Origin of the sequence: Halopenitus persicus (assembly GCF_002355635.1) — an archaeon.
Classification (GTDB): Archaea; Halobacteriota; Halobacteria; order Halobacteriales; family Haloferacaceae; genus Halopenitus; species Halopenitus persicus_A.
Genome location: NZ_AP017558.1, coordinates 339,964 through 364,594 on the forward strand (window position 1 = coordinate 339,964; position 24,631 = coordinate 364,594).

Below are 24,631 nucleotides of genomic sequence, written 5' to 3' on the forward strand. Positions count from 1 at the left end.
ATTTAAGCGGCGTCCGTGGTACCCTCGGATATGACCACGACGCGGGGCCTCCGGAGCAAGGCCGGCGAGGAGCCGATCACGATGTTGACGGCCTACGACGCGCCGACGGCGTCGATCATCGAGGAGGCGGGCATCGATATCATCCTCGTGGGCGACAGCATGGGCAACGCCGTGCTCGGGTACGACTCGACGATCCCGGTCACGATGGACGACGTCGCCAGCCGGACCGGCGCGGTCGCGCGCGCGACCGAGGACACCCTGGTCGTCGCCGACCTCCCGTTCCTCTCGTTCGGTGCCGACGAGGCGGAGTCGATCCACAACGCCGGACGGCTTTTAAAGGAGGAGGGCGCCGACGCCGTGAAGATCGAGAGCGGCGACCACACGGTCGCGCTGACCGAGGCGCTCGTCGACGTCGGCATCCCGGTGATGGGCCACCTCGGCTTGACGCCCCAACACGTCAACGAACTCGGCTACGCCCGGCAGGGAACCGACCGGGAGGCCGCCGAGTCGATCATCGAGCTGGCCGAGGCCCACGAGGCGGCCGGCGCGTTCGCGCTCGTTCTCGAACACGTTCCGGCCAACCTCGCCGCGACGATCACCGACCGCCTCGAGATCCCGACGATCGGGATCGGTGCCGGGCCCGACTGCGACGGGCAGGTGCTCGTGATCACTGACGTGCTCGGGCTGAACGACTGGTCGCCGTCCTTCTCCGAGCAGTTCGGCGACGTCGGCGCGGAGACCCGCCGGGCCGTGGCGGCGTACCGTGATGCGGTGACCGACGGGGAGTTCCCGGCCGACGAACACAGCTACGTCGAGGAGGATATCGAGGGGATCGCCGACGGCGACGACGAGGATCGCCTCGACGAGTGAACGCGAGGGACGGTGAGCGCAACTGCGGACGACGCAGGATCGCGGTCCGCCGATCTACTCCCGTGCGTCGACCGTGCCGGCGGCCGCCCCCTCGCCGTCTCGGTCGACGTCGGCGCCGTCCAGGTCCGGCTCGGCGTCGATCCGCGGCGGGAGGTCGTCGATGAAGCGTTTGATTATCTCCTCCTCCGCGCGATGGAGCGTCTCGCTGCAGGTCGATTTGGCGATCCCGACGTGGTCGGCGAGCTCGGTGAGCGAACACTCGCGGGGCGTGTCGTAGTAGCCGAGTTCCACGGCGGTGAGCAGAAGTCGCTGTTGGTTCTCGGTGAGGACCTGGCTCGGCTGGAGTCGCTCCTGGATGTACTCGATGCGGAAGTCCATCTCCAGCTCCTGGAACTGCCGGCCGAGCTCGGAGAGGCGGTCGTGGGCCCCCGTGACGTCGATCGTCGCCTCCCCGTCCTGGATCTCGATGGGCATCTCGATGGGGATCCCCGACCGCTTGGCCGCGACCAACAGCATCGGCGCGGTCGTCTCGAACTGGACGGTCGCCTCCGTGTCGGTCCGCTGCATCAGCGACATGTCGGTGACGACCGCGTGCTCGCGCATGTCCTCGAGGACCGCGTCGAGGTCTGACGCCGAGATCCACACGAGCGCGAACCCGGGACCGTCGCCGGGCAGCGCCGCGAGTACCTGAAACGTCGCGTCGGGGTGTGCGCGCGAGACGTCCGCGACCCACGGCCCCTCGGGCATCTCGACGACGAGGCGTGCTTGTGTCATTGTGTGGTCTCCTGTCGTGTGCTCGACCGTCGCACCGGCTGCGTGCGTGACGACCCGTATCGGGACCGATCGTCCCCGGATCGTAAGTATGTATCCGTCGAATTTCACGCCCCCGCGTGGAGCGCTTGCGACCGCGGCCGACGACCGCGGCCGTACTTGACGACGACCGCTCCCGACGACGACCGCGATCGCTAGCGACGACCGCTCCCGACGACGACCGCGATCGCTAGCGACGACCGCTTACTCGACGACGATCGCGCCCTTCATCCCGACCGCCTCGTGGGGCGTACAGACGTACGTGTACGTCCCCGCGCTCTCGAAGGTGTGCTCGAAGGTGTAGCCCTCCTCGTCGGTCCGCTCGGACTCGAAGGATCCGTCCTCGGCGGCGACGTTGTGCTGGCCGCCCTGGCCGGTCCACTCCCAGGTCACCGTGGTGCCGGTCGAGACCGCCACCGCGGGCGGGGCGAACTGCAATCCGTCGCCAGCCCCGACGTCGACCGTGACGCCGTCGGCGTCGCGGCGGTCGAGCGTCTGTCCCTCGTAGTTGCTCACGTCGTCGAACCAGCCGTCGTAGTTCGGCTCCTCGGAGAGGTATTCGCTTCCGCCACCGTTGCCGTTCCCGCCACCGTTGCCGCCGCCGTTGCCGTTGCCGCCGCCGTTGCCGTTGCCGCCGCCCGAGCAGCCCGCGAGCAGCGTCGCGCCGACCGCCGCGGTCGCCGAGAGATACGTTCGCCGATCGAGGCTTCGTCCCGCGTTCCGTGTTCGGTCGCTCATAAACAGGTGGTCCTATCATCGCCGTCGGTATAGGGGAAGCGGTTGGTTCCCATCGGCTGAGGACGTCACCGAACATATTCGTTCGTCGAGCCCCTCGGCGGGCTCCGATCGCGACTCGCCGTCCTCACTCCGCCAGCCAGTCGGGGTCGAGGCGGGGCGGCGAGAAGACGTCGTACCCCTCCACGGGCACGTCGCCGCGGTTGACCGCCGCGTGCGGTTCGTCGCCGGGAATGACGTACGACTCGCCCGCGCTAACGGGTCGTTCCTCGCCGGCGATCAGGAACGTCAGCGTCCCGGCGGTGACCACGCCGGCCTGTTCGTGATCGTGCCGGTGCTCCGGCACCGTCGCGCCCGGCTCGATCGTGAATCCCTGGACGCTCGTGTGTTCGCCCGCGGCTTCCTGGGTCAGATGGACGCCGTCGGCGGCCTCGGTCGCCTCGACGTCCGCGTCGGTGACGATCTCCATACCGGATCGACGGCGAGGTCGCTGAAAAACCCTCGGCGTCCCGCGCCGTTTTTACCCCGGCGACGCGATCGCTGGGTATGGAACTGGACGCGATCGAGGACCTGATCGAGGCGGAGATCCCCGACGCCGTCGCGAGCGTCACGCGACCGCGCGTACATAACGACGAGGACGAGGACGACCACTACGCGGCCACGATCGTCTCGCCTGCCTTCGAGGGGCTCTCGCTCGTCGACCAGCATCAGCGCGTCTACGACGCGCTGGGCGAGCACATGACGACGGACATCCACGCGATGGAGCTGCAGACGTACACCCCGAGCGCGTACGCCGACCACGGGGACGGCGCGCTCGACCACGAACTGCGCGAGGCCGGACTGCTGCCCCTTGAGGAGTAGGCCGTCGTCGAGGAGTAGGCCGTCGTCGAGGAGTAGGTCGTCGAGCGTGTCGGTTCGCGCCGGCGCGTTTCAGTAGGTTTTACGCGCTTGACCCACCACGGGCGCGTATGGGAGACGACTACCGGATCGAATCGGACAGCCTCGGAGAGATGCAGGTCCCGGCGGACGCCTACTGGGGCGCACAGACCCAGCGTGCCGTCGAGAACTTCCCGATCTCGGGGATCACCTTCGGTCGACGGTTCGTCCGCGCGCTCGGGATCGTCAAGAAGTCCGCGGCGCAGGCCAACCGTGACCTCGGGCTGCTTGAGGAGGAGACGGCCGCGGCGATCGTCGAGGCGGCCGACGAGGTCATCGCGGGCGAGCACGACGACCAGTTCCCCGTCGACGTGTTCCAGACCGGCTCGGGCACCTCCTCGAACATGAACGCCAACGAGGTCATCGCCAACCGGGCCGCCGAGATCGCCGGCGCGGAGATCGGCGACCGCGTCGTGCACCCCAACGACCACGTCAACTACGGGCAATCGAGCAACGACGTGATCCCGACCGCGATGCACGTCGCCGCCCTCGAGGCGGTCGAGAAGGATCTCATCCCGGGGCTCGAAACGCTCCGGACGGCCCTCGAGGAGGCCGAAACCGAGTTCGACGGCGTCGTCAAGACGGGGCGAACCCACCTCCAGGACGCGACGCCGATCCGGCTCGGCCAGGAGTTCGGCGGCTACCGGACGCAGGTCGAGAAGGGCATCAAGCGTGTCGGCGACGTCCGGCTCCACCTCCGCGAGCTCGCGCTCGGCGGGACGGCGGTCGGAACCGGCCTCAACACCCACCCCGACTTCCCGGAGCTGGCGGCCGAGTACATCTCCGAGGAGACGAACACGACCTTCCGCGAGGCCGACAACCACTTCGAGGCGCAGGCCGCCCACGACGCGATGGCCGAGGCACACGGCGCGCTCCGGACCGTCGCCGGGTCGATGAACAAGATCGCCAACGATCTGCGCCTGCTCGCCTCCGGCCCGCGGAACGGCCTCGGGGAGATCGAACAGCCGGAGAACCAGCCCGGCTCGTCGATCATGCCCGGCAAGATCAACCCGGTCGTCGCCGAGTCGGTTAACCAGGTCCACAAGCGCGTGATCGGCAACGACGCGACGATCAGCGCCGGCGCCGCCCGCGGCGAGATCGACTTGAACCTCTACAAGCCGGTTCTGGCGCACAGCTTCCTCGAGTCCGCCGCGCTGTTGGCCAACGCCGCCGAGACGTTCGGCGAGAAGTTCGTGGCCAAACTCGAGGCGAACGAGGACTACTGCGCCGAGCAGGTCGACCGCTCGATGGCGCTGGCGACCGCGCTCAACCCGGCGATCGGCTACGACAAGGCCTCGAAGGTCGCCAAACGGGCGCTCGACGAGGACAAGACCGTCCGCGAGGTCGCCGTCGAGGCGGGCTACCTCACCGAGGAGGAGGCCGACGAGGTGCTCGACCCCGAGCGGATGACCCACCGCGGGATCCTCGGCGACGACTGAGCGGTCGAGCCGGAGCCCCGAACGGCGATCACTCCCGCGGTCCCTCCCGGCCGGTCGGGAGCCGCGTTTGGACGGAGCCGGGTCCCGCCCGTCGCGATTCGAATTCGAGGAGCCGCCGCTTCGTCGCGACGCCCCCTGCCGCCGAGTACCCCCCGAGCGTTCCGTCGCTTCCGACCACGCGGTGACAGGGGACGACGATCGGTACGGGGTTGCGTCCGCAGGCCTGCCCGACCGCGACCGGGGCGGATCCGACGGCTGCCGCGATCTCGCCGTACGTCCGGGTCTCGCCGTAGGGGATCTCGGTCATCGCGGCCATCACGTCGCCGGTCAGCCCGTCCGGAGTCGTCACCGACAGGTCGAACGCGCGGCGGTCGCCGCGGTCGTAGGCACGGATCTGGTCGCGGATCTCGGCGGGCGGCTCGGCGACGTACGTTTCGTCGATCTCGAGCGTCCGTGACTGGACGGATACCTTCATGGATGGGTTCGAACGCCCCGGATCCGAAGCGGTCGATGGCTTCCGTTGACCGCGCCAGTATAAATATCGTCCGCGTGATCCGGATCCGGATCCGGATTTGGATCTGGGTCTGGATCCGTGATGATCGAGTGCACGGGCGGAATCCACGGCGCGGTCGTCCCCGAAACGGGTTAGGGCGTGAGGGACGCAGAGGGTGGTATGGTCGAGGAGATCTCCCCCGAGGACGTCGAGTCGAAGATCGACGACGAGAACGTACAGATCGTCGACATCCGCGGACCGGGTCAGTTCAAGCGCGGGCACATTCCGGGCGCGATCAACGTCCCGATGAGCGACCTCCCGAGCCGCATCGACGAGCACGAGTGGGGCGACGAGATCGTGGTCGCCTGCCCCATCGGACAGTCGTCGGTCCAGGCCGCGAAGCTCATCAGCAGCTTCGAGGCGGTCGACGACGACGCGCGCGTCGCGAGTATGGCGGGCGGCTATCGGGAGTGGAACGGCGAGCTTCAGACCGAGAGCTGACGACGATCGGTCCCAGCGGACGATCCGGCTGAGGGACGATCCGGCTGAGGGACGATCCGTTTGAAGTGGGGTGCGATCGTATCCCACGATATGAACGTCGAGTTCGACTTCGAGGGCGACGTCGCGATCGTGACCGGCGCGGCCGGGGCGCTCGGCAGCGCGACCATCGAGGCGTTTCGCGAGGCCGGGGCGACGGTCGCCGCGGTCGACGTCCGTGCGCCGGACGACGAGGACGCGGTCCTCGATCCCGACGACGTCGAGCACTTCTACCGGACGGACTGCACGGACGAGGACGCGGTGCGCGGGACCGTCGATGCGGTCATCGCCGACCACGGGCGGATCGACTACGTCCTGAACGTCGCCGGCACCTGGCGCGGCGGCACGCCGATCCACGAGACGGAGGTGGACGCCTTCGACTTCCTCTTCGACGTGAACCTGAAGACGACGTTCCTCGTCTCGAAACACGCGATCCCGCACCTCCGGGAGACCGAGGGGGCGATCGTCTCGGTCTCGGCCCGCGCCAGCCTGGAGGGCGGCGAGGGCGACGGGATCTACCGGGCCAGCAAGGCCGGGGTTCGGCTGCTCACCGAGACGATCGCCGCGGAGAACCGTGGCGTCGTGCGGGCCAACGCCGTGATGCCGAGCGTCCTCGACACGCCGATGAACCGCGAGATGATGACGCCATCCGAGGAGTGGGTCGCTCCGATCGAGGTCGCTCGCGTGATGTGTGCGCTCTGTTCGGACGCCACGAGCGTGACGAGCGGCGCGGCGGTCCCGGTCTATGGAGAGGCGTGACCGTCGCTTGCTTATAAAACCTGGCCGCCACGCAGCCCTCGGCTAGGGCGATGCCTGGCCGCCGTTCCGCGCGGACCGGCGTCCGTTCTCGGCGGCATCGCGTCGGTTGCCGAAGGCCCGTCCCGACACGTCCGCAGGGCGGAGCTGATAGAGGTTCATCGAGAGATCATCGAGCGCGGCGGTCGGGGAGACGTTCAGCGTCGGGATGGCGGCGTTCTCGGCGATCGCGTTCATAGCGACCGCGCGGTCGTCCTCCGGGACGGTCTCGATCGGCCCACGGACGATGACGCTCTCGGCGGGCGACTCGTCATAGACGGTGAACGTCGCCGCGTCGGTCGTCTCGATGAACGCCATCTTCTCGCTGTCGTCGTCGTGGACCAGCTGGAAGTAGAGGACATCCCCGTCGTATCCGAACGACTCCGGCACGGCGTAGGTCTCCGTGCCGTTACACAGCGACAACACCCCGGACCCGGCGGTTCGGAGGATCTCGTCGATCTCGTCGGCCTCGAGCTGTACCGTGACCATCGCCCGTGCCTATTCGATCGACTGGAATAACCCACCGGATCGGTCCCGCCCCTGTGAACGCGACTCATCCTGCGGTGCCCGTCCGTCCCGCGATCCCTCGTTCCCGACCGGATCCGGCCTCCGTGGGTTTAATAGCCCGAGCGCGTCCCTCACGAGTATGGAACGCGTAGACGTTGCGATCGTCGGCGGCGGCCCCGCCGGGTCCTCGGCGGCCCACGCCGCCGCGAGCGCCGGAGCCGACGCGATCGTGTTCGAGAAGGGCGTCCCGCGCGCCGACCGGGAGGGGATCGGCCCCGATTCGACCGACGCGGCCGGCATCCTCGACTACTGGGTCGACATTATGGGGATCCACCCCGACGAGTTCCCGGACGGGGTCGTGCAAAACGAGCTCGACCGGGCCGAGTTCCGCGGCCCGAACACGGACTGTACGCTCTATCACACCGGGATCGACTCCTCGTACGACTCCTTCGGCTACACCTTCCACCGCGCGCGCTTCGACGATTTCCTCCGGGAGCGTGCCGAGGACGCGGGCGCGCGCTACCGCGTGCAGGCGTCCGTCCGCGACGTCGAGACCGACGGGACGGTCGATCCCGGCCGCGACGACGACCCGCGGCACGTCCTCCACCTCGCGGACGGCGAGACCGTGGGAGCCGACGCCCTCGTGTTGGCTGACGGCCCCCAGCGGACGGTCACCAACAAGGTGCTCGACCGCTATCTCCCGGACGGCTCGAAGGCCTCCGAGCGGCTCGCCTCCCGGGAGGCCAACCACATCGCCTATCAGGAATACCGGCGATTCCCCGAGGAGCTCTACGAGGAGGTCCGGGACGCCATCGTCTTCTGGTGGGGCGTGATGCCCGGCGAGACCGCCTATCCGTGGGTCTTCCCCAACCAGGACCGGGTCTGCCGGGTCGGCCTCACGATGCCGATCGGGATCGACATCGACGACGTTGACGACCGCAAGTCGTACCAGCTGCTGCGGCCCGAGGACGACGCCATCCCGAACGGCGCGACCTACATCGAGCGCCTGCTCGAGTGGCAGTACGGCGACGAGTACGACCTCGAGGAGTTCCCGATCGTCGAGGACGCCGGCAAGCGGAACGGGACCGAGACGTACGCGATCTCCTCGACGAAACCGATCGACTCGCCCACCGACGCCGGCATCGCCGTCACCGGCGGCGCGATGGGAACCACCTCCGCGTTCCACGAGGGCGGCGACCACGTGGCGGTCCGGACCGGCGCGATCGCCGGGGAGCTGGCCGCGGCCGGCGATCTCGCGTCGTACAACCGTCGCTGGAAGGAGGCGATCGGCGACGAGGTGCTCCGCAGCGCGGCGATGGCCGAGATGGTGAGCGAGTACGGCCCCGCCGACTGGGACCGCGTGATCGACACCGCGGACGTGATGCTGGCGGCCGAAACCGGCGGCGACCTCTTAAAACGGACCTACTCCGCCGGCTGGGGCGCGACGAAACTGCTGTTGCGGTATAAATGGACCAAGCGACAGCTCCGCGGCAACTACACCCAGATCACCGCGGACGAGTACGTCTACTAACGGCGACGTCGAAATCGTCCAGTAATGTTGCGGGCAGACATTTTTGGATTTGATATGGCTCACTCTGATGTCCGCGGATTCAGCTGGGGAAGTCGACGGGCCGTGGCTTGGGAATCGATGGGGAGAACACAGTATCGTTCTGAATCGCCATTCTTTCTCGTACGTCTTCGTCTTCCTGCGTGCGACTGGCCTTGAATAACTCCTGCTTGTTGTCGATCGATTCCTGTAGTTCGTCGCTATCTCCAGACGTAGTCTCCATATCCGTCTCCTCAGCAATCGATTCCAAGAGATATCCCGCTTCGCTCGGTTCGGCTCGACTACGCTCGGTCCATTCTCCGCGTGGACCTTTTCTCTTCTCCAGTACCGCGATCTGCTCTGTCACGTCCACATCGCGTTCTTCTTCCGAGATTCTGATTCGATAGTAGACTTCATTCCTCGTGTACACCGCGAGCGGGAGTTGTTGTTCGTCCTCCACGATAATTCCCCCGAGCCCAAGCCCTTCGACTTCGATTGTCTCGACACTCCGGGACGAACCGACAACTGTTAGCGGGTTCACAGCTTCGCCGTTTGCCCGAAACCCGAACGCTTGTCGATCGGCGACAGCCGCCACGGCAGAGGTTGGTGTATCGTACCTCCCATCCTCCAAAAAGTTCACTTCTAGTTCTTTACGACGCTCGGACAGCCAATCTCCCGTGTCCGCTTGACGCGCCTTGATAAGTTCTCCATCAGTGTGTTTTAGCACGACCTCGTTCGGCATATGGGTTGGATTGTAGAGCGCTGATGCCACATCGAGTGTGAGGAGCGCTATCGCCCGTGACATATACTCGATGTTATCCTCCGCTTGTCAAAAGCCTTGGCTGAAGGTCACTCGTGGAGCCAATCGTGCCACTCATCGAGATCGACTAGTTCACCTTTGATGCCCGTCGATCCGTACCGATACAGACCGATAGCGCATACCACCGTCTTCAGGCGGAGGTCAAGCGATAGGCATAGTGTGTCAATGCACGAGTCCCGCCATTACGAAACACTTCATCCACGGTTCGGGCGAGGCCCTCCGGGTCGGTGTCCGGGAGTTCCTGGTCGAAGTACACGAGAATTCCAGCGTGTTCGTAGTCCGGATGGAGGTCTTCGAAGTCCTTCGCGTTGGTCGTGAGAAGGACGATCCCCTCGTCGGCGTACCACTGGAGAAGTTCGGCGTCCTTGGTCCGTTCCCCGAACTGATCTTTGGCCTGGACGGTGTCGTAGTCACGTTCACGGAGCAGTCCCTCGAAGATACGCCCGACGTGCTCGGCGAACATAATTCGTGGGTCAGGTAGCGGACTCACTAGTAGATCATCGCCCGGTAGGTTCGACGAGGCTGTCCATCGGGGGGACGTCTTGCGGATGGCCGTGGCTCACGCTCGTAATCTGATATAAAAACGGTGCTCGTGAGGAACGAGCTGGTGGTCGGGCGCCCGAGTGGGCGCGAACTCCGGATACGGAGCGTTAGCCGAACAGCTCGCCGAGGCCTTCGCCGCCGTCGCCTTCGTCCTCGTCTTCCTCGTCAGCCTCGTCGGCTTCCTCGGCCTCGTCCTCGCTCTCGTCGGCCTCGTCGGCGTCCCCGCCGGCGTCGGCCGAGCCACCCGCGGCGGCACCGGCGGCCGGCGCCGCGGCGGCCGTCTCGATGGCCTCCTCGATGTCGACGTCCTCGAGGGCCGCGACGAGTGCCTTGACGCGGGACTCCTCGACGTCGACGCCCGCGGCGTCGAGCACCGCGGTGAGGTTGTCTTCGTTGATCTCTTCGCCCGTCTCGTTCAGGATGAGCGCAGCGTAAACGTATTCCATTGGTGTAATCTCCGTGTGTTATCCGAACATCGCGCCGAGACCGTCGCCCGCGTCGCCGTCGTCGCCGTCGTCGTCGTCCGCGTCGGCGTCGTCAGCGTCGTCGGGCGCCTCCTCGGCGTCCGATTCGTCGTCAGCCTGTTCCTCTTCGGCGTCCGCCGCGGCTGCCCGGGCGTCGACGCCCTGCAGCTCCTCGGGGAGCGCCTCCTCGTCGTCGATGTGGGCCGCGAGCGCACGCAGCTGGGCGTCGGCCCTTCCGATCAGGTCGGGCACGACGTCCGGGCTCTCGATCTCGGCGTGCAGCGCGACGGATTTGGCCTCGCCGGACGCCTTCGCGAGAAGGGTGCCGGCGGTGCGGGCCGTCGGGTAGCTGGCGTTGACCGAGAGGTTGCGGGCGGCGGCGGCGGCGGACTGCACGTCCGCCTCGTACTCCTCGACGTCGATCGCGAGTTCCTCGGGCTCGAAGAGCACGCCCTCGGAGTAGACGGACTTCAGGTCGAGTCCGACCTCCTTGGGCTCGATGCCGAGCTCGGTGAGGACGTTCGCGAGGTCCTCGGAGACGACCTCGCCCGCCTCGAGCACGGTCGAGTCCTCGGTGACCTGGATCGAGCCGTCCTGGATCCGGGCGGCCGCGCCGACCGTCTGGAGTTCGCCGACGAACGGTCCGGGGTCGACGCCGGTGTCGCCCTCGGGGATGACGATGTCGTTCGGGGCGACCTCGCCGGCGTTGATCGGCGCCGGCGTCTTCGAGGCCTCGAGCTGCTTGTAGAGCCCGAAGGGATTGTCGTTCGTGCCGACGAGCGCGACCTGGCCGCTCACGTGTTCGGTGAGCTGCTCGACGCCCTCGTCGACCGCCTCGAGCGCGCGGACGACGAGCGTGTTCCGGCTCATCCGCAGGTCCGCGGAGCCGTGCAGCTCGCGCCGCATCAGCTGGAGCTGGCGGCTCGGGATGCCGGCCACGCCGACGATCCCGACCGAGGCGAAGGAGTCGATGAACTCGACGAGCTCGTCGACCTCCTCCTTTTTCCACTCGGGGATGGTCTCGGTTTGCCGCGCGGAGCTCATACGGGCACCTCCTGGGCGGGACCCATCGTCGTCTTGACGAAGATCCCGTCGATGTTGAGCGGACCCTTCTCGAGGTCGGCCTCGAGACGACGGATGATGACGTCGACGTTGTCCGATATCTCCTCGGCGCTCATGTCCTCCGCCCCCACGCGCGTGTGGAACGTCCGGCGTTCGCCGGAGCGGAGCTGCACCGTGTTCTTCATTCGGTTGATCGTTTCGACGACGTCATCGTCCGGCTGGAGTGGAGTCGGCATCTTGCCGCGCGGACCGAGGACGGTACCGAGGTACCGACCGATGTCCTGCATCAGGCTGGCCTCGGCGATGAAGAAGTCCGTCTCATCGGCGAGGTCCTTTGCGGCGTCATCGTCGTCGCCGAGGTCCTCGAGGTCATCGCTGTCGAGCACCTCGTCGGCAACCTCCTCTGCGCGGACGGCGGTTTCGCCCTCCGCGAAGACGACGATTTGCGTCTCCTGTCCCGTTCCAGCCGGCAGCACGATTGACTCGTCGACGCGATTCGACGGATCGTTGAGGTCGAGATCGCGCAGATTGATCGCGAGGTCCACCGTCTCACGGAAGTTCCGCTCGGGTGCCTCATCGAGTGCGCGAGAAACTGCCTCCTCTATTGTGTCTGCCATTTTTCACCTCCGTAGTACGCAGGAACGCTCCTACGGGTCAGTGAAACAGGCGAAGCCTGTCTCACCGGGGACTTGCCCCAGGCGGCGTTTAAACCCGTCGAAGCCGCGATGCGCGTGGGACCCGGGCACAGGGCCGGAACGGGAGGACCGTCGGCCGGCGGACGTCAACCGCGTGGGTGGGGAAACGCCGACGCCACGAACGGGGAAACGCCGACGCCACGAACGGGGAAAAATTGATGCGCCGACCCTCGCTAGTCGGCCCGTGGCGTCCGGCTGGACCGCTCCGATCGCGGCGACCGTGTTCGTGTGGTTCCTCGTCACCGTCGCGTGTCTTCCCGTCCTCGCCGCCGGGAGCGTGCGCGCGGCGATCGACGACTGGCCCACCGACCGGTACGCGCTGAACTACTTCCTCCTGTTCGGCGCGGTCGTTCTCGGCCACGCCGCCGTCTTCCTGGGCGGCGTCGTGGTTCGGGGCGGAATCGGCGGCGTCGAACTCGTCCGGTGGACGCTGCTCGTGGCCGCAGGCTATCCCGTCCTCGTCTGGGTGGTTCTGGCGGTCGTGCTTCCGGCCGCGGGTCGGTGGGATCCCACCGCCGAGGGCCTCGACGGGCGGATCGTTCTCGCCGCCGCCGCGATCTGGTACGCGATCGTGCTCTCGATCACGGCCGCGGCGACGTTCTTCCTGCTGTTCGTCCTGTACTTTCCGGGGTGACGGTCGCGGTGCTTGCGGTTGCAGTGCACGACGGTCGAGCGTCATATCGCAGCGCCCAGCGGGAGCGTCATATCGCAGCGCCCAGCGGGAGCGTCATATCGCAGCACCCAGCGGAAGCGTCCATACTGCGGTACGTCGAGAGAAGGAAACCCGCGCGTCGGCCAGCGCCCGCCAGGCTGCGTCGGCCGGTCCGACCTCGACTACTCGGCGAGGACGTCGTCGTAGTCGCCCGCGTCGACGCGGTCGTCGAACGTCCGGGCGTTCTCGCCGTCGATCGTGACGCCGAGGGAGGCGCAGGTGCCGCCGATCTCCTTGGCGGCGTTCTTCGTGTCGTACGCCAGCAGGTCGGAGGACTTCTGCTCGGCGATCGTCTTGACCTGCTCGACCGAGAGATCGGCGACGAACTCCGACTGCGGCTCGCCCGACCCGGTGTCGAACCCGGCCTCGTCCTTGATCAGCTCGGCGGTCGGCGGGACGCCGACCTCGATGCTGAAGGATCCGTCGTCCTCGTACTCGACGGTGACGGGAACCTCCATCCCGTCGAACGCGGCGGTCTCCTCGTTGATCTCGCTGACGACGTCCTGCACGTCCACGGGCGTCGGTCCGAGCTCGGGACCGAGCGGCGGGCCGGGATTGGCCTGCCCGCCCGGAACGAGCACTTCGATGGTTCCAGCCATACGCGTACGAACCCGACCGCGACTTTTAACGGTTGTTCTTCGCCCTCGAGCACGCGAGCGGTTCGCACAGCCCGCAAACGGTCCGTTTCCCGTTCCGATGCCGGTCGATCGGGCGGACCGTTCCCCACGCTCGTTCGGGCTCGACCGTCTCCCGAGTCATCGCGCAGGAGTCATCGCGCAGGAGCCATCGCGCAGGAGCCATCTCGCAGGAGTTATCGCGCAGAGACGTCGGTCCTCGGAGCCATCACACCTAGACGTCGAAGACGACGTACGCGTACCACTCCGTTCCGCGTTGCTCGAGCACCATCTCGGAGTACGTCACCGCCTTCACGTCCCGGGCTGCGACGTCGCGCAGCGGGACGCCCCGAGCGCTGGCCTCGACGGTCCACGTGTCGTCAGCGTCGTGGTCTGGAGCGTCCGTGGCCGCCGGTCGGACCTGGCAGTCGTGGTCCACCGGCAGGACGCCGCGGACGTCGCGCTCGTAGATGAGTCGATCGAGGTAGTCGAACAGCGCCGCCTCGCCGGACTCAGCGGTAATCTCCATCGTGAACCGGTCGCCGCCTGCGGGCGGATCCTCGCACATCGCTTCCGTGAGTCCGGACGCGATGTCGGCGAAGACGGCGGCGAGGGTGTCGGCGGTTGCCTCGACAGCCACGTCGGCAGTATGGTCGCGAAGTCGGTGAGTCACGCGGAACGACCCTCCTCGTCCTCCACGCTCTCGCTCTCCACGCTCTCGCTCTCCACGCTCTCGCTCTCCACGCTCTCACCCTCCGGCTTCCGGTCGCTCGGGTCGTGTCGTTCCGGCGGAACGTCGGTTCGGCCCCGTTCCTGTGGGTCGCGCTCCGCTCGCTGGGAGGGCGGGACCTCGGTCGCGCCGCGATCCGCCGCACGGCGGTCGGCACGCTCGGCCGGCGTCGGTCCTCCCGGGGTCGACTCGGACTCGGCGTCCACGTCCCGCTCCCGCCGAACGATCGCGTCCGGTGTCTCGGCCGTGCTCGGGTTGATCGCCTCGTCGTACCGCTCGGTTCGATCGGCCATCGTTCGGTCCTGGTCGGTGGTCATCCGTGCCGCCGCCGCCGGGTCGATGCGCTGTTCGACGTGTCCGATCCGGGAAACGTCCCGCAGCGTGTCGGCCGTCACCCCGTCACTCGGTGGCCCGTCCTCCGCGCCGTCGTCTGCTCCATCCCCGATCGCGACGCCGCTCGTGACCAGCGCCTGGATCCCCTCCTCGACGGTGAGATCGATGTCGACGATCCGGGATTCGGGAACGAACAGGACGTGTCCCCCCATCACCGGGTTCGGAGCCATCGGCATGAACAGCGTCCGCATTCCCTCCCGTTCGCTTCCGGCCGGGTCGGCGATCGCCGTCGGCGTGTGGCTCGTCACGAACGCCAGCGTGTAGGTGTCGTCGGTGGGGAACTCGACCAGGACGACCTCCTGAAAGTTCTCGCCATCGGACTCGAGCATCACGTCCGACATCCGCCGAAAGCTCTCGTAGACGGCCCCGACCCCCGGAACCCGTTCGATGAGATGATCGAAATAGTCGACCGCCAACGCGCCGTAGCGCGATGCGTTCACCGCCAGCCCGACGCCGAGAATGATCAGGAAGAGCACGATCGGCGTGGCGATCTCCACGAGGAGCTCCCGTCCGATCGCACCGACGAACGGAACCACGATGCGCGGCGAGAACGGGAGGATCGCGTTCGAGAACAGGTCGAGGTACTGATAGACGTAGTTGAACGCGATCGTCAACACGATCAGCGTGATCACCAGCGGAACGACGACCGCGACCCCGGTGAGAAAGCCGCGGCGGATCGTCCCGACGAGTGGCCGGTCCGTCCTCATTGCTCTCCCGAACGGGAGTCGGGAGTATAATCGTTCTGACGTGCAGCGGCGACGGTCGCGACGGAGGAGTTATATTCGACGCCCGCGTTAGCACCGCTCAGTGAGCGTCACCGTCGAGAAGCGGATCGATCAGCCCGGCGACGCCGAGCACGTCTCGGCGACCTGGGAGCTCAAGGAGACGATCCGCAAGGAGGAGGGCGTACTCCGGCAGCGGCGCGGGTTCTTCACCGACGCCTACCGGCGTTCGCGGGCCCACCTCCTCTTCGAAAACGACGACCTCGTCGCGTTCGCCTGCGTGCGACGGGACGGCTACCTTCTGTTTCTGGGCGTGGCACCGGATGCCCGTGGTCGGGGCTACGCCCAGCGGCTGATCGCCGATATCGCCGAGGAGCACCGCTCCGTAACCTGCCACGCGCGGTCGACGAACGAGAACGCGATCGGCTTTTATAAGCACCTCGGGTTCGAGGTCAAACGCCGGATCAACGACTACTACGAGGACGGCGGCGACGCCTATTATCTCAAGCTGGGCCGCGACTCGCTGCGCGATCGCCTCGCCGATATCGTTCACGGCTGAGCCGCGGATCCTCGGCCGAACGTCCACCTCGTCCACCTCGGACGTCCCGCCGTCGAACCGCCTCCCGGTCGGCACGGGGCCCGCTCCGGCGGCCGCCCCGCGTCGTAACGCTATTCCACCTGCCCGGCCTCCCTCGAGGTATGACCACCCGCGAGTTCGGCGACGTCCGTCTGCGGCAGGTTCGTGAGAACGTCTGGGAGATCCCGAAGGAGGGCGGGATGAACGTCCCGGCCCGCGTGTTCGCCTCGGAATCACTTCTCGAGGAGATCGGCGAGGACGACACGCTCACCCAGCTCCGGAACGCGACCCACCTCCCGGGAATGACGAGGTACGCGCTCTGTATGCCCGACGGTCACCAGGGATACGGGTTCCCGGTCGGCGGCGTCGGCGCCATCGACGCCGAGCAGGGCTGTATCTCGCCCGGAGCGATCGGGTATGACATAAATTGTGGTGTGAGGATGGTGAAAACAAACCTCACCTACGACGACGTTCGGGGTCACGAGGAGGAGCTCGTGGACGCCCTCTTCGACCGGATCCCCTCCGGGCTCGGCGGCGGCGGGATCGTCACGGGCGACAGCGACACGGTCGAGGCGATCCTCGAGCACGGCGTCGAGTGGGCGGTCGATGCGGGCTACGGCGTCGCGAGGGACCTCGAGCGGTGTGAGGACGAGGGTCGCCGTCCCGACGCGCGGCCGGAGTTCGTTCCGCAGAAGGCCAAGGACCGCGGCCGCAACCAGATCGGATCGCTCGGCTCCGGTAACCACTTCCTGGAGGTCCAGCGCGTGACGGACGTCTTCCGTGAGGACGTGGCCGACGTCTACGGGCTCGAGCCGGGGCAGATCGTCGTCCTGATCCACTGCGGCTCGCGGGGACTGGGCCACCAGACGTGCACGGAGTACCTGCGGGAGATCGAGAAGCGCCACGGGGACCTCCTCGAGGAGCTGCCCGACAAGGAACTCGCGGCGGCGCCCGCCGGGTCCGAGCTCGCCAACGAGTACTACGGCGCGATGTGTGCGGCGATCAACTACGCGTGGGTCAACCGGCAGCTCATCACCCACCGGACGCGGACGGTGTTCGGCACCGTCTTCGACGCCGACCCGATCGACGACCTCGGGATGGAGCTGCTCTACGACGTCGCCCACAACATCGCCAAGCGCGAGACGCACGTCGTCGACGGCGAGAAACGCGACCTCTACGTGCACCGGAAGGGCGCGACGCGGGCGTTCCCCGCCGGCCGCGAGGAGGTTCCGGCGGTCTACCGCGACGTCGGCCAGCCCGTCATCATCCCGGGGAGCATGGGCGCCGGCTCCTACGTCCTGCGGGGCGGCGAGAACTCCCTCGACGTCTCCTTCGGCTCGACGGCCCACGGCGCCGGGCGGTTGATGAGCCGCACGCAGGCCAAACGCGACTTCTGGGGCGGCGACGTGCAGGAGGAACTCGAGGAGCAGGAGCGGATCTACGTGAAGGCCCAGAGCGGCGCGACGATCGCCGAGGAGGCGCCCGGCGTTTATAAGGACGTGGACGAGGTCGTCCGCGTCAGCGACGCGTTGGGGATCGGCGACACGGTCGCCCGGACGTTCCCCGTCTGTAACATCAAGGGCTAGTCCGGGCGTTCGGCCGGATCCGGTATGTGAAAGAGGACGTCCGGATCCGTCTCACGCCGGATTTCTCGCCGACCCCGACACCGGGATCACCCCCAGAATCCGCCCGACCCGCCGTCGGGGCCCGACGGGCCGGTCGGGCCGCGAGGGCTGTCCGGCTCCCGACCGAGGTTGAGCCGGATGCGTTCCCCGCTCGTGCCGCTTCTTGGATCGACCTCCCGCCCGTCCTCGAAGCGAACGAACGAGAGGTAAAAGGGCTCGCCGCAGCCGACGTCGGCGCGATCGTCATCGTCGGTGCCGGTGGCGTCGGTGTTTCCGTCGACGGTTTCGGACGCCATCTCGGCCGTCTCCGGCGCCCAGGTCACGCCGGCGCTCTCTCCACAGACGAACCGGACGCCGTCGGCGTCGGACGGCTCGCGGTCCGCCGATCCCGCCGACACGTCGGCTGCCGATCCGGCGGAGCCGAACGCGACGTCGGGGTCGACGTAGGTCCACCCCTCGAGCGGGTACGGCGTGACCGCCTTGTCGTTGAGGTAGCCCTCCCGCTGGACCTCCACGAGGGTTTCACAGTGCGGACAGTAGTACGTGACCGGGTAGCCCATCGATCGATCGTCGGACCCGGAGCGGTAAGTCGACGTCGACCCGAATGGGTATGGATCGACGGGGACCGCTATATAGGCCACTTAGAAGACTACTTCGGGCCGACGGGCCTGGGATCGACCGATGGCCGCACAACCCGAACGGCGGTTCGACGACCGGATCGTCTCGCGGACGGAGGCGTATCTCGACCGGATCGACGAGTGTGTCCGCCTGCTGTCGGACCTGTTCGATGCGTACATCGACGGGGGTGCCGATGATCCCACGGTCCGGGAGCTGGTCGACGCGATCACGGCTCGCGAAAGCGACTGCGACCGCCTCAAGCGGGACATCTCCGCGCAGATCACGAACGCCGACGCCCGGGAGATCGGGCTGCGGAACGCCCGGATCCACCTCAACTCGCCGCGCGTGCTCGATCTCTATCAGCGGCTCGACGAGATACCGAACGCGGTCGAACGCCTCGCCGAGGAGTTGGTCACGATCAAGCCGCCGCGGGAGGCCGCCACCTTTGACCGCTACGCGGAGATGGCGCGGTGTGCCGAGCGGGCGATGGACGCGCTCGCGGACGCCGTCGCGTGCTATGTCCGGCTGTTGCGCTCCCCCTCGCGGTCGGACTCGATCGCCGCGGAGATCGCCACGGTCCGGGGCGCCGAGAGCGCGGTCGACGAGAGCCGGAACGAGGTGATCGAGACCGCGTTCGCCGATGACGCCATCGACCGTCCGTTCGTCTTCCGGACCGTCGCGCTCCGCTTCGACGAGATCCTCGACGCGATGGAGGACGTGACCGATACGCTCGTGCTGATCTCGAGCACTGAATCGTGGATCACGACCGAGTCGAATACCCGAACGACCGAGTCGAACGACTGAACGACCGACCGATCTCCGAAGAGTCGACAGCATCGTCGGAATTTCGACGCCCCCGTTCGGCCGCCACGCTCCGGTGATGGGAACCGGTCACAACCCTTAGGACGAATCCACGAGTAACGATACCATGGAGTACACGACGCTGGGCGACACGGGAATGGAGGTCAGCCGGATCTGCCTCGGCTGTATGAGCTTCGGATCGAGCGACTGGCGCGAGTGGGTCCTCGACGAGGGGGAGAGCCGGGCGATCATCGAACGGGCGATCGATCTCGGCATCAACTTCTTCGACACGGCGAACGTCTACTCGAACGGCGAGTCCGAACGCGTCCTCGGGAACGCGTTGGAGGGATACGACCGCGACCGGCAGGTGGTGGCCACGAAGGTCTACGGGGAGATGGACGGGACGAATCCCAACGCCGGCGGGCTCTCGCGCAAGGCGATCGATCAGGAGCTGTCGAACAGCCTCGACCGCCTCGGGATGGACACGATCGACCTCTATCAGACGCATCGGTGGGATTACGATGCCCCGATCGACGAGACCCTTCGGGCGCTCGACGACGCCGTTCGCCGAAACCAGGTCCGTTACATCGGCACCTCCTCGCAGTGGGCCCATCAGTTCTCGCGGGCCCTCCACACGAGCGACGATCTCGGGCTGGAACGGTTCCAAACTATGCAGAACCACTACAACCTCGCCTACCGCGAGGAGGAACGCGAGATGGTGCCCCTCTGTGACCGCGAGGGGATCGGCGTCATCCCGTGGAGCCCGCTCGCACGCGGGTACCTCACCCGCCCCCACGAGGAGTTCCTCGAGACGACCCGCGGCAAGTATATGAACGACGGCCGGTTCGCCGAGCGGATCGACACCTATCGCGCGAACGGCGGCGACGAGATCAACGACCGCGTCGCGGAGCTCGCGGCCGAAAAGGGCGTCACGATGGCGCAGATCGCGCTCGCGTGGCTCCTCCACCAGGATGCGGTCGACGCGCCCATCGTCGGGACGACGAGCGTCGAACACTTGGAGGAGGCCGTCGAGGCGCTCGAGATCGACCTCTCGGAGAGCGACCGGGCATATCTCGCGGAGCCGTACGGACCGGTCGCGGTGAACGGCCACGAGTAGCAGTCCAGGCCAGGCCCGATCGAGAGTGCGGACGGTCGGGCTCCGTTGAAATCCTATTCTTCAGACATTCTGACTGAAACAGCCGATCGATGGAGGCTGCGTATACAGTAATCGGCTATGATTGATTGGCATCTCCCTGGAATGTTTCGGCCGATGGGAACTCGTCATAGCAAACGTTCCTCAATTGTGGATTGGTAGGACGTTCGGGCTCAAATTGTACGAATATGGCGTCGCCAGTATATTCGGGGTGGCAATCCAGCGTGATCGACTCGGTTTGCTCGTGGCCATCGCCGAACGATGCTGTCACGTCGAGACGGGTACCAGTGGGCATCTTACCGAGTGCGATCTCTGTTTCTACTGTCGTCCATTCGTCAGGCGGAGCTCCAGCGACCTCCATATACTGGCGGGCTACCACCGTGTCACCGTTCTCGATGAGAAGGGCTCCCTCGTGACGTGAATCGGTATAATTGTGGACCGAAATCAGCAGGGACTGCTCCGGATCGGAGAGCGCCGCACACCCTGCAATCGCGGTGATACCGCCTGTACTTCCGAGGAGGAACTGCCGACGAGTCGGGGACATACGACTGCTTGCGTGTCAAGTTGTGATATTTTTTTTTTCCACGGTGAACGAGCCGATGGGGATGAAAGATACAATCTCTGGACTGAGCGATCCGTGAGTCTCCTGTCTCGAACGAGGTGGGAGTCCGACGTATCAGCCCCTGAGGGTTTCAACAGAGCCGACGGTCGCTATCCGACGAGCGTGAGGATCGTCGCCGCCGCCGCCTCGACGACGGTGTCCCAGACCGAGACGCCGGTCACGATCGCCTGCAGCGTGTCGATCCCGAAGAACGCGAAGGCGGCCCCCGCCAGGTGGTGTGCCGTCCGGAGGTCGAACCGGTTCGCGAACCGGAAGAACACGAACGCGTTCACGAGGCTGACCGGGATGATGGCCGCCATCTCGCCCGCCCAGATGGCCGCCGGGAACGCGGGGTACTGGGCGGCCAGCCCGATCGTGACGAGCTGGGTCTTGTCCCCGAACTCGCCGAACGCCATCAGCGCGAAGATCGGGAGGAATCCCCCGAACGCGTTGGGTATTCGCCACCCGAGATAGGGAACGCGCACGTCGAGCTCCCCGTCGAGCATGCTCGTCCCGCCGTCGTCGTCCGGGAGCGAGGCGTCCTCGCCGGCCGCGACGCGGTCGGGGGTGGCAGCGGTGGCGTCGGCGGCGTCGGCGTTCACGTCGGCGGCGTCGGTGTTGTCGTCGTCCGGTGTGGCGGCGGCCGACCCGCCGTCCGTCCGCGTCCGCGAGGGCGCGGACCGCAACAACGCGACGGCGAAGAACAGGAACAACAACCCGGTGAGCAGGTCGAGATAGACGGCCGGAAGCACCCGCTGAACGTAGCTTCCGAACGCGATCTCGAGGACCGTCCAACCGGCGAAGGCGCTCCCGGCGGCGGCCACGACCAACAGGGGGTTGTACCGCGTCGACAGGCCGGCGATGATGAACTGGACCTTCTCGCCCGGCAGCACCGCGAGCTGGGCGAGAAAGGCGATCACGGCGACGTCCATCCAGGTCGTCATTCGGCGGCGCTCCCGGTGACGGGTTCGATCCGCATTCGAAGCGAATTAGACGGATCGAACGTTTATATTCTACGCACCGATTCCGAGGGCTGCGGGACCACCGACGGTACACGCCGTCCGTACTCGCCGACGGCGTGTCCGCTTTTGAGGCCCGTCCGGCTGTTGAAGTGTGTCGGCTTTTTGAGGCGTGTCCGGCCGGGTTCGTGCGCCTACTGGAAGGCGCCGCCCGGCGTCGCCTCGGGTTCCGTTTCGACCTCGGAGCGCTTGAACTGTTTCTCGATCTCCTCGTAGCGCTCGCGGGTCTCGGCGGTCACGCTCGGGTTGACTTCATCGAGCGCATCCTCGAAGTGGGCCATCGTCACGCGGACGTTCCCGACCGACTCGCCGACCTCCTCCTTGTCGACGCTGGCGATGAACTCCCGGGAGGCGTTCATCGAGGCCTCGCGGGCGACCGCCTCGATGTCGGCGCCGACGTAGCCCTCGGTCCGACGCGCCAGTTCGTCGAGGTCGACGTCGTCCGCGAGCGGCTTCTCGCGCGTGTGGACCTCGAAGATCCGGCGGCGAGCGTCCTCGTCGGGGACGGGCACGTGGACGTGCCGGTCGAGCCGACCGGGGCGCAACAGCGCCGAGTCGATGAGGTCCGGACGGTTCGTGGTGGCGATCACCACGACGTCCTCCAGCGACTCGAGACCGTCGAGCTCGGTGAGCAGCTGGGAGACGACCCGCTCGCCGACGCCCGAGTCGCCCGTGTTCTGCCCGCGTTCGGTCGCGATCGAGTCGATCTCGTCGAAGAACACGATCGTCGGCGCGTTCTCGCGAGCCTTCGAGAAGACCTCGCGGACGCCCTTCTCGGACTCGCCGACGAACTTGTTCAACAGCTCGGGGCCCTTGATCGAGATGAAGTTCGACTCCGCCTCGTTTGCGACCGCCTTCGCCAGCAGCGTCTTGCCGGTGCCGGGCGGGCCGTACAGCAATACGCCCTTGGCGGCCTCCATGTCGAGCTGGTCGAACACCTCGGGGTACTCGAGGGGCCACTGGACGGTCTCGCGGAGCCGTTCCTTGGTCTCCCCGAGCCCGCCGACGTCCGCCCAGGTGACGTCGGGAACCTCGACGAAGACCTCACGGAGCGCGGAGGGCTCGATGCCCTTCAGCGCTTCCTTGAGGTCGCGCTCGGTGACCTGGATCGACTGGAGTACGTCCGCGTCGATCTCGTCGGATTCGAGGTCCAGCTGCGGGCGGATGCGGCGCAGCGCGTGCATCGCGGACTCCTTCGCCAGGCTCTCGAGGTCGGCGCCGACGAAGCCGTGGGTGTTCTCCGCGTACTCGTCGAGGTCGATCCCGTCCACGAGCGGCATGTTCCGCGTGTGGACCTGCAGGATCTCCTTGCGGCCGTCGCGATCGGGCACGCCGATCTCGATCTCGCGGTCGAACCGGCCGCCGCGCCGGAGCGCGGGGTCGATCGCGTCCACGCGGTTGGTGGCGCCGATGACGACGACCTGGCCGCGCTCCTCGAGGCCGTCCATCAGCGAGAGGAGCTGGGCGACCACGCGCCGCTCGACGTCGCCGCCGGCCTCCTCGCGCTTGGGAGCGATCGAGTCGAGCTCGTCCATGAAGATGATCGCCGGCGCGTCCTCGGAGGCCTCCTCGAAGACGTCGCGCAGCTGCTCCTCGGACTCGCCGTAGTACTTCGACATGATCTCCGGCCCGGAGACCGTGTGGAAGCTGGCGTCGATCTCGTTGGCGACGGCCTTCGCGATCAGCGTCTTGCCGGTGCCGGGTGGCCCGTGCAGCAGGACGCCCTTCGGCGGGTCGATGCCGAGCCGCTTGAACAGCTCGGGGTGGCGCATCGGCAGCTCGATCATCTCGCGGACCTGCTCGAGCTCGTCGTCGAGGCCTCCGATGTCCTCGTAGGCGACGTCGGGCGTCGGGTCGCCGCCCGCACCGGCGCCGCCGACGTTCTCGACGATCTCCTCGGCGGGCTTTTCGGAGATCTCGATCTCCGTGCTGTCGGTGACGACGACCGTTCCCGAGGGCGTGGTCGAGGCGACCTTCAGCGGGACCGCCTGCGACTGGCCGCCCATGAAGCCGAATCCGAGCGGCAACTGGACGTTCTGGCCGGGCGTCACGGGCTGGCCGCCGAGCTCGCGGCGGATCAGCGCGTCGATGTTGCCGCGAATCCCCAGCCGCTGAGGGAGCGCGACGGTCACTCGATCGGCCGGCTTGACCTCGACCTTCTCGACGGTCACGCGGTCGTCGATCCCGACGTCGGCCTCCTGGCGGAGGCGGCCGTCGATTCGAACCACGCCGGTACCGTCATCTTCGGGGTATCCGGGCCAGACGCGCGCGATGGCGCTGCCGGACTGGCCGTCGATGCGCACGAAGTCGCCGCCCGACAGGTCGAGCTCCTCGGCGGCGACGCGGTCGATCGCGGCGAGACGCCGGCCCGCGTCCTTCTGTTTGAGCGGCTTGACGGTGAGCTTCATTTGGCCACCTCGATGGTCAGGACGCCGTTGTTCACGGTCGCGTCAGCGGCCGGACCGGGCAGTTCGATCTCGGTCTCGGCGTCGACGTCGTCGCGGTCGACGACGACGATCGCCGTCTCGCCGACGGTGTCGACTGAGACGAGTTCGTCGTCGACGCCGAGGTCGGCGGCGACGACCCATCGGTCCGGGTACTCATAGCGGCGAAGAACGGTTTCGCCGTCGGTGATCTGGGTGAGATTCATTTCGATCCTAACTCCAAGTTAGGTGGTTAGCTATATAAACTTGTCGCCGATTTATCGCAGGAGGGCTCCGGGTATTAGATCGAGAGTGTGATTGCGGTTCGGTTGTCTGATTCGGGTCGAGGAGATGCGTGTCGGCGAGGTGCCTCACGATGATTGGCGATCCG

General features: G+C 67.0%; 29 protein-coding genes. 11 read left to right on the forward strand and 18 right to left on the reverse strand.

Going from position 1 to position 24,631, the window contains the following annotated elements:
* Nucleotides 1–30: 30 nt before the first annotated feature.
* Entirely contained in the window at nt 31–870 is an 840-nt protein-coding gene (gene panB, locus CPZ00_RS01550; protein WP_096389054.1) for a 3-methyl-2-oxobutanoate hydroxymethyltransferase, read from the forward strand.
* 54 nt (nt 871–924) lie between these two features.
* Here panB and CPZ00_RS01555 read toward each other — a convergent pair whose 3' ends face one another.
* The 3 genes from CPZ00_RS01555 to CPZ00_RS01565 all read right to left on the reverse strand — a co-directional run bounded on the left by CPZ00_RS01555 (nt 925) and on the right by CPZ00_RS01565 (nt 2,884).
* Nucleotides 925–1,644, reverse strand: a complete 720-nt coding sequence (locus CPZ00_RS01555) for a helix-turn-helix domain-containing protein (protein WP_096389055.1) — start codon at nt 1,642–1,644, stop codon at nt 925–927.
* Nucleotides 1,645–1,884: 240 nt separating this feature from the next.
* Nucleotides 1,885–2,418 (reverse strand): halocyanin domain-containing protein, encoded by a 534-nt coding sequence (locus tag CPZ00_RS01560; protein WP_096389056.1) that lies wholly within the window; start codon nt 2,416–2,418, stop codon nt 1,885–1,887.
* A 124-nt stretch (nt 2,419–2,542) separates the two neighbouring features.
* Nucleotides 2,543–2,884, reverse strand: a complete 342-nt coding sequence (locus tag CPZ00_RS01565; RefSeq protein WP_096389057.1) for a cupin domain-containing protein — start codon at nt 2,882–2,884, stop codon at nt 2,543–2,545.
* A gap of 77 nt (nt 2,885–2,961) precedes the next feature.
* Between CPZ00_RS01565 and CPZ00_RS01570 the strand changes: the two genes are divergently transcribed.
* Entirely contained in the window at nt 2,962–3,276 is a 315-nt protein-coding gene (locus CPZ00_RS01570; protein ID WP_096389058.1) for a BolA family protein, read from the forward strand.
* 107 nt (nt 3,277–3,383) lie between these two features.
* A complete protein-coding gene (locus CPZ00_RS01575) occupies nt 3,384–4,790 on the forward strand; it encodes a class II fumarate hydratase (protein WP_096389059.1) in 1,407 nt (468 codons plus the stop codon).
* Between the two features lie 28 nt (nt 4,791–4,818).
* Here the strand turns inward: CPZ00_RS01575 and CPZ00_RS01580 are convergent, their stop codons facing one another.
* Complete coding sequence (locus CPZ00_RS01580; protein WP_096389060.1) at nt 4,819–5,265, reverse strand: methylated-DNA--[protein]-cysteine S-methyltransferase; 447 nt, start codon at nt 5,263–5,265, stop codon at nt 4,819–4,821.
* Nucleotides 5,266–5,463: 198 nt separating this feature from the next.
* Between CPZ00_RS01580 and CPZ00_RS01585 the strand changes: the two genes are divergently transcribed.
* Together CPZ00_RS01585 and CPZ00_RS01590 are read left to right on the forward strand one after the other, a co-directional pair.
* Nucleotides 5,464–5,784 carry a rhodanese-like domain-containing protein gene (locus CPZ00_RS01585; RefSeq protein WP_096389061.1) on the forward strand — a complete coding sequence of 107 codons (321 nt, stop codon included), beginning with the start codon at nt 5,464–5,466 and terminating at the stop codon, nt 5,782–5,784.
* 90 nt (nt 5,785–5,874) lie between these two features.
* Nucleotides 5,875–6,579 (forward strand): SDR family oxidoreductase, encoded by a 705-nt coding sequence (locus CPZ00_RS01590; RefSeq protein WP_096389062.1) that lies wholly within the window; start codon nt 5,875–5,877, stop codon nt 6,577–6,579.
* Between the two features lie 42 nt (nt 6,580–6,621).
* On the opposite strand, the gene CPZ00_RS01595 is transcribed toward CPZ00_RS01590, so the two are convergent.
* Nucleotides 6,622–7,104 (reverse strand): pyridoxamine 5'-phosphate oxidase family protein, encoded by a 483-nt coding sequence (locus CPZ00_RS01595; protein WP_096389063.1) that lies wholly within the window; start codon nt 7,102–7,104, stop codon nt 6,622–6,624.
* A gap of 157 nt (nt 7,105–7,261) precedes the next feature.
* Between CPZ00_RS01595 and CPZ00_RS01600 the strand changes: the two genes are divergently transcribed.
* Nucleotides 7,262–8,653 (forward strand): NAD(P)/FAD-dependent oxidoreductase, encoded by a 1,392-nt coding sequence (locus CPZ00_RS01600; RefSeq protein WP_096389064.1) that lies wholly within the window; start codon nt 7,262–7,264, stop codon nt 8,651–8,653.
* Nucleotides 8,654–8,732: 79 nt separating this feature from the next.
* On the opposite strand, the gene CPZ00_RS01605 is transcribed toward CPZ00_RS01600, so the two are convergent.
* The 5 genes from CPZ00_RS01605 to CPZ00_RS01625 form a co-directional block, all read right to left on the reverse strand.
* On the reverse strand, nt 8,733–9,473 hold the full coding sequence (locus CPZ00_RS01605; RefSeq protein ID WP_157744153.1) for a hypothetical protein: 741 nt from the start codon (nt 9,471–9,473) through the stop codon (nt 8,733–8,735).
* 145 nt (nt 9,474–9,618) lie between these two features.
* Nucleotides 9,619–9,951 carry a DUF5615 family PIN-like protein gene (locus CPZ00_RS01610; RefSeq protein WP_096389066.1) on the reverse strand — a complete coding sequence of 111 codons (333 nt, stop codon included), beginning with the start codon at nt 9,949–9,951 and terminating at the stop codon, nt 9,619–9,621.
* A gap of 187 nt (nt 9,952–10,138) precedes the next feature.
* Nucleotides 10,139–10,477, reverse strand: a complete 339-nt coding sequence (rpl12p, locus tag CPZ00_RS01615; RefSeq protein ID WP_096389067.1) for a 50S ribosomal protein P1 — start codon at nt 10,475–10,477, stop codon at nt 10,139–10,141.
* An 18-nt stretch (nt 10,478–10,495) separates the two neighbouring features.
* Entirely contained in the window at nt 10,496–11,539 is a 1,044-nt protein-coding gene (locus CPZ00_RS01620; RefSeq protein WP_096389068.1) for a 50S ribosomal protein L10, read from the reverse strand.
* Nucleotides 11,536–12,174, reverse strand: a complete 639-nt coding sequence (locus tag CPZ00_RS01625) for a 50S ribosomal protein L1 (RefSeq protein ID WP_096389069.1) — start codon at nt 12,172–12,174, stop codon at nt 11,536–11,538. The genes CPZ00_RS01620 and CPZ00_RS01625 overlap by 4 nt, the downstream gene beginning before the upstream one ends.
* Nucleotides 12,175–12,436: 262 nt before the next feature.
* On the opposite strand from CPZ00_RS01625, the gene CPZ00_RS01630 reads away from it, so the two are divergent.
* Entirely contained in the window at nt 12,437–12,886 is a 450-nt protein-coding gene (locus tag CPZ00_RS01630; RefSeq protein WP_096389070.1) for a hypothetical protein, read from the forward strand.
* A gap of 200 nt (nt 12,887–13,086) precedes the next feature.
* On the opposite strand, the gene CPZ00_RS01635 is transcribed toward CPZ00_RS01630, so the two are convergent.
* The 3 genes from CPZ00_RS01635 to CPZ00_RS16065 form a co-directional block, all read right to left on the reverse strand.
* The gene (locus CPZ00_RS01635) at nt 13,087–13,563 is read right to left on the reverse strand and encodes a 50S ribosomal protein L11 (RefSeq protein WP_096389071.1); all 477 of its coding nucleotides are present in this window, start codon (nt 13,561–13,563) and stop codon (nt 13,087–13,089) included.
* A gap of 250 nt (nt 13,564–13,813) precedes the next feature.
* Nucleotides 13,814–14,251: an archease gene (locus CPZ00_RS01640; RefSeq protein ID WP_096389072.1), complete on the reverse strand. Its 438-nt coding sequence runs from the start codon at nt 14,249–14,251 to the stop codon at nt 13,814–13,816.
* Nucleotides 14,248–15,408, reverse strand: a complete 1,161-nt coding sequence (locus CPZ00_RS16065) for a DUF502 domain-containing protein (protein WP_096389073.1) — start codon at nt 15,406–15,408, stop codon at nt 14,248–14,250. The genes CPZ00_RS01640 and CPZ00_RS16065 overlap by 4 nt, the downstream gene beginning before the upstream one ends.
* A 100-nt stretch (nt 15,409–15,508) precedes the next feature.
* On the opposite strand from CPZ00_RS16065, the gene CPZ00_RS01650 reads away from it, so the two are divergent.
* The gene (locus tag CPZ00_RS01650) at nt 15,509–15,982 is read left to right on the forward strand and encodes a GNAT family N-acetyltransferase (RefSeq protein ID WP_096389074.1); all 474 of its coding nucleotides are present in this window, start codon (nt 15,509–15,511) and stop codon (nt 15,980–15,982) included.
* 140 nt (nt 15,983–16,122) lie between these two features.
* Nucleotides 16,123–17,586 (forward strand): RtcB family protein, encoded by a 1,464-nt coding sequence (locus CPZ00_RS01655; RefSeq protein WP_096389075.1) that lies wholly within the window; start codon nt 16,123–16,125, stop codon nt 17,584–17,586.
* Nucleotides 17,587–17,672: 86 nt separating this feature from the next.
* Here the strand turns inward: CPZ00_RS01655 and CPZ00_RS01660 are convergent, their stop codons facing one another.
* Nucleotides 17,673–18,185, reverse strand: coding sequence for a hypothetical protein (locus CPZ00_RS01660; RefSeq protein WP_096389076.1), 513 nt, complete (start codon nt 18,183–18,185; stop codon nt 17,673–17,675).
* 121 nt (nt 18,186–18,306) lie between these two features.
* Between CPZ00_RS01660 and CPZ00_RS01665 the strand changes: the two genes are divergently transcribed.
* Nucleotides 18,307–19,047, forward strand: a complete 741-nt coding sequence (locus CPZ00_RS01665; protein WP_096389078.1) for a DUF47 domain-containing protein — start codon at nt 18,307–18,309, stop codon at nt 19,045–19,047.
* 124 nt (nt 19,048–19,171) lie between these two features.
* Complete coding sequence (locus CPZ00_RS01670) at nt 19,172–20,161, forward strand: aldo/keto reductase (protein ID WP_096389081.1); 990 nt, start codon at nt 19,172–19,174, stop codon at nt 20,159–20,161.
* A gap of 115 nt (nt 20,162–20,276) precedes the next feature.
* On the opposite strand, the gene CPZ00_RS15215 is transcribed toward CPZ00_RS01670, so the two are convergent.
* The 4 genes from CPZ00_RS15215 to CPZ00_RS01690 form a co-directional block, all read right to left on the reverse strand.
* Nucleotides 20,277–20,741: a hypothetical protein gene (locus tag CPZ00_RS15215; protein WP_157744154.1), complete on the reverse strand. Its 465-nt coding sequence runs from the start codon at nt 20,739–20,741 to the stop codon at nt 20,277–20,279.
* 167 nt (nt 20,742–20,908) lie between these two features.
* A complete protein-coding gene (locus tag CPZ00_RS01680; RefSeq protein WP_096389085.1) occupies nt 20,909–21,742 on the reverse strand; it encodes a TMEM165/GDT1 family protein in 834 nt (277 codons plus the stop codon).
* Between the two features lie 209 nt (nt 21,743–21,951).
* Complete coding sequence (locus CPZ00_RS01685) at nt 21,952–24,225, reverse strand: CDC48 family AAA ATPase (protein ID WP_096389087.1); 2,274 nt, start codon at nt 24,223–24,225, stop codon at nt 21,952–21,954.
* A complete protein-coding gene (locus CPZ00_RS01690) occupies nt 24,222–24,467 on the reverse strand; it encodes a DUF7127 family protein (protein ID WP_096389089.1) in 246 nt (81 codons plus the stop codon). The genes CPZ00_RS01685 and CPZ00_RS01690 overlap by 4 nt, the downstream gene beginning before the upstream one ends.
* Between the last annotated feature and the right edge of the window lie 164 nt (nt 24,468–24,631).

Bases quoted from the DNA above. Each gene is read 5' to 3' on its own strand.
- panB (WP_096389054.1), top strand. From the start codon at position 31: ATGACCACGACGCGGGGCCTCCGGAGCAAGGCCGGCGAGGAGCCGATC.
- CPZ00_RS01555 (WP_096389055.1), bottom strand. From the start codon at position 1,644: ATGACACAAGCACGCCTCGTCGTCGAGATGCCCGAGGGGCCGTGGGTC.
- CPZ00_RS01560 (WP_096389056.1), bottom strand. From the start codon at position 2,418: ATGAGCGACCGAACACGGAACGCGGGACGAAGCCTCGATCGGCGAACG.
- CPZ00_RS01565 (WP_096389057.1), bottom strand. From the start codon at position 2,884: ATGGAGATCGTCACCGACGCGGACGTCGAGGCGACCGAGGCCGCCGAC.
- CPZ00_RS01570 (WP_096389058.1), top strand. From the start codon at position 2,962: ATGGAACTGGACGCGATCGAGGACCTGATCGAGGCGGAGATCCCCGAC.
- CPZ00_RS01575 (WP_096389059.1), top strand. From the start codon at position 3,384: ATGGGAGACGACTACCGGATCGAATCGGACAGCCTCGGAGAGATGCAG.
- CPZ00_RS01580 (WP_096389060.1), bottom strand. From the start codon at position 5,265: ATGAAGGTATCCGTCCAGTCACGGACGCTCGAGATCGACGAAACGTAC.
- CPZ00_RS01585 (WP_096389061.1), top strand. From the start codon at position 5,464: ATGGTCGAGGAGATCTCCCCCGAGGACGTCGAGTCGAAGATCGACGAC.
- CPZ00_RS01590 (WP_096389062.1), top strand. From the start codon at position 5,875: ATGAACGTCGAGTTCGACTTCGAGGGCGACGTCGCGATCGTGACCGGC.
- CPZ00_RS01595 (WP_096389063.1), bottom strand. From the start codon at position 7,104: ATGGTCACGGTACAGCTCGAGGCCGACGAGATCGACGAGATCCTCCGA.
- CPZ00_RS01600 (WP_096389064.1), top strand. From the start codon at position 7,262: ATGGAACGCGTAGACGTTGCGATCGTCGGCGGCGGCCCCGCCGGGTCC.
- CPZ00_RS01605 (WP_157744153.1), bottom strand. From the start codon at position 9,473: ATGTCACGGGCGATAGCGCTCCTCACACTCGATGTGGCATCAGCGCTC.
- CPZ00_RS01610 (WP_096389066.1), bottom strand. From the start codon at position 9,951: ATGTTCGCCGAGCACGTCGGGCGTATCTTCGAGGGACTGCTCCGTGAA.
- rpl12p (WP_096389067.1), bottom strand. From the start codon at position 10,477: ATGGAATACGTTTACGCTGCGCTCATCCTGAACGAGACGGGCGAAGAG.
- CPZ00_RS01620 (WP_096389068.1), bottom strand. From the start codon at position 11,539: ATGAGCTCCGCGCGGCAAACCGAGACCATCCCCGAGTGGAAAAAGGAG.
- CPZ00_RS01625 (WP_096389069.1), bottom strand. From the start codon at position 12,174: ATGGCAGACACAATAGAGGAGGCAGTTTCTCGCGCACTCGATGAGGCA.
- CPZ00_RS01635 (WP_096389071.1), bottom strand. From the start codon at position 13,563: ATGGCTGGAACCATCGAAGTGCTCGTTCCGGGCGGGCAGGCCAATCCC.
- CPZ00_RS16065 (WP_096389073.1), bottom strand. From the start codon at position 15,408: ATGAGGACGGACCGGCCACTCGTCGGGACGATCCGCCGCGGCTTTCTC.
- CPZ00_RS01655 (WP_096389075.1), top strand. From the start codon at position 16,123: ATGACCACCCGCGAGTTCGGCGACGTCCGTCTGCGGCAGGTTCGTGAG.
- CPZ00_RS01660 (WP_096389076.1), bottom strand. From the start codon at position 18,185: ATGGGCTACCCGGTCACGTACTACTGTCCGCACTGTGAAACCCTCGTG.
- CPZ00_RS01665 (WP_096389078.1), top strand. From the start codon at position 18,307: ATGGCCGCACAACCCGAACGGCGGTTCGACGACCGGATCGTCTCGCGG.
- CPZ00_RS01670 (WP_096389081.1), top strand. From the start codon at position 19,172: ATGGAGTACACGACGCTGGGCGACACGGGAATGGAGGTCAGCCGGATC.
- CPZ00_RS15215 (WP_157744154.1), bottom strand. From the start codon at position 20,741: ATGTCCCCGACTCGTCGGCAGTTCCTCCTCGGAAGTACAGGCGGTATC.
- CPZ00_RS01680 (WP_096389085.1), bottom strand. From the start codon at position 21,742: ATGACGACCTGGATGGACGTCGCCGTGATCGCCTTTCTCGCCCAGCTC.
- CPZ00_RS01685 (WP_096389087.1), bottom strand. From the start codon at position 24,225: ATGAAGCTCACCGTCAAGCCGCTCAAACAGAAGGACGCGGGCCGGCGT.
- CPZ00_RS01690 (WP_096389089.1), bottom strand. From the start codon at position 24,467: ATGAATCTCACCCAGATCACCGACGGCGAAACCGTTCTTCGCCGCTAT.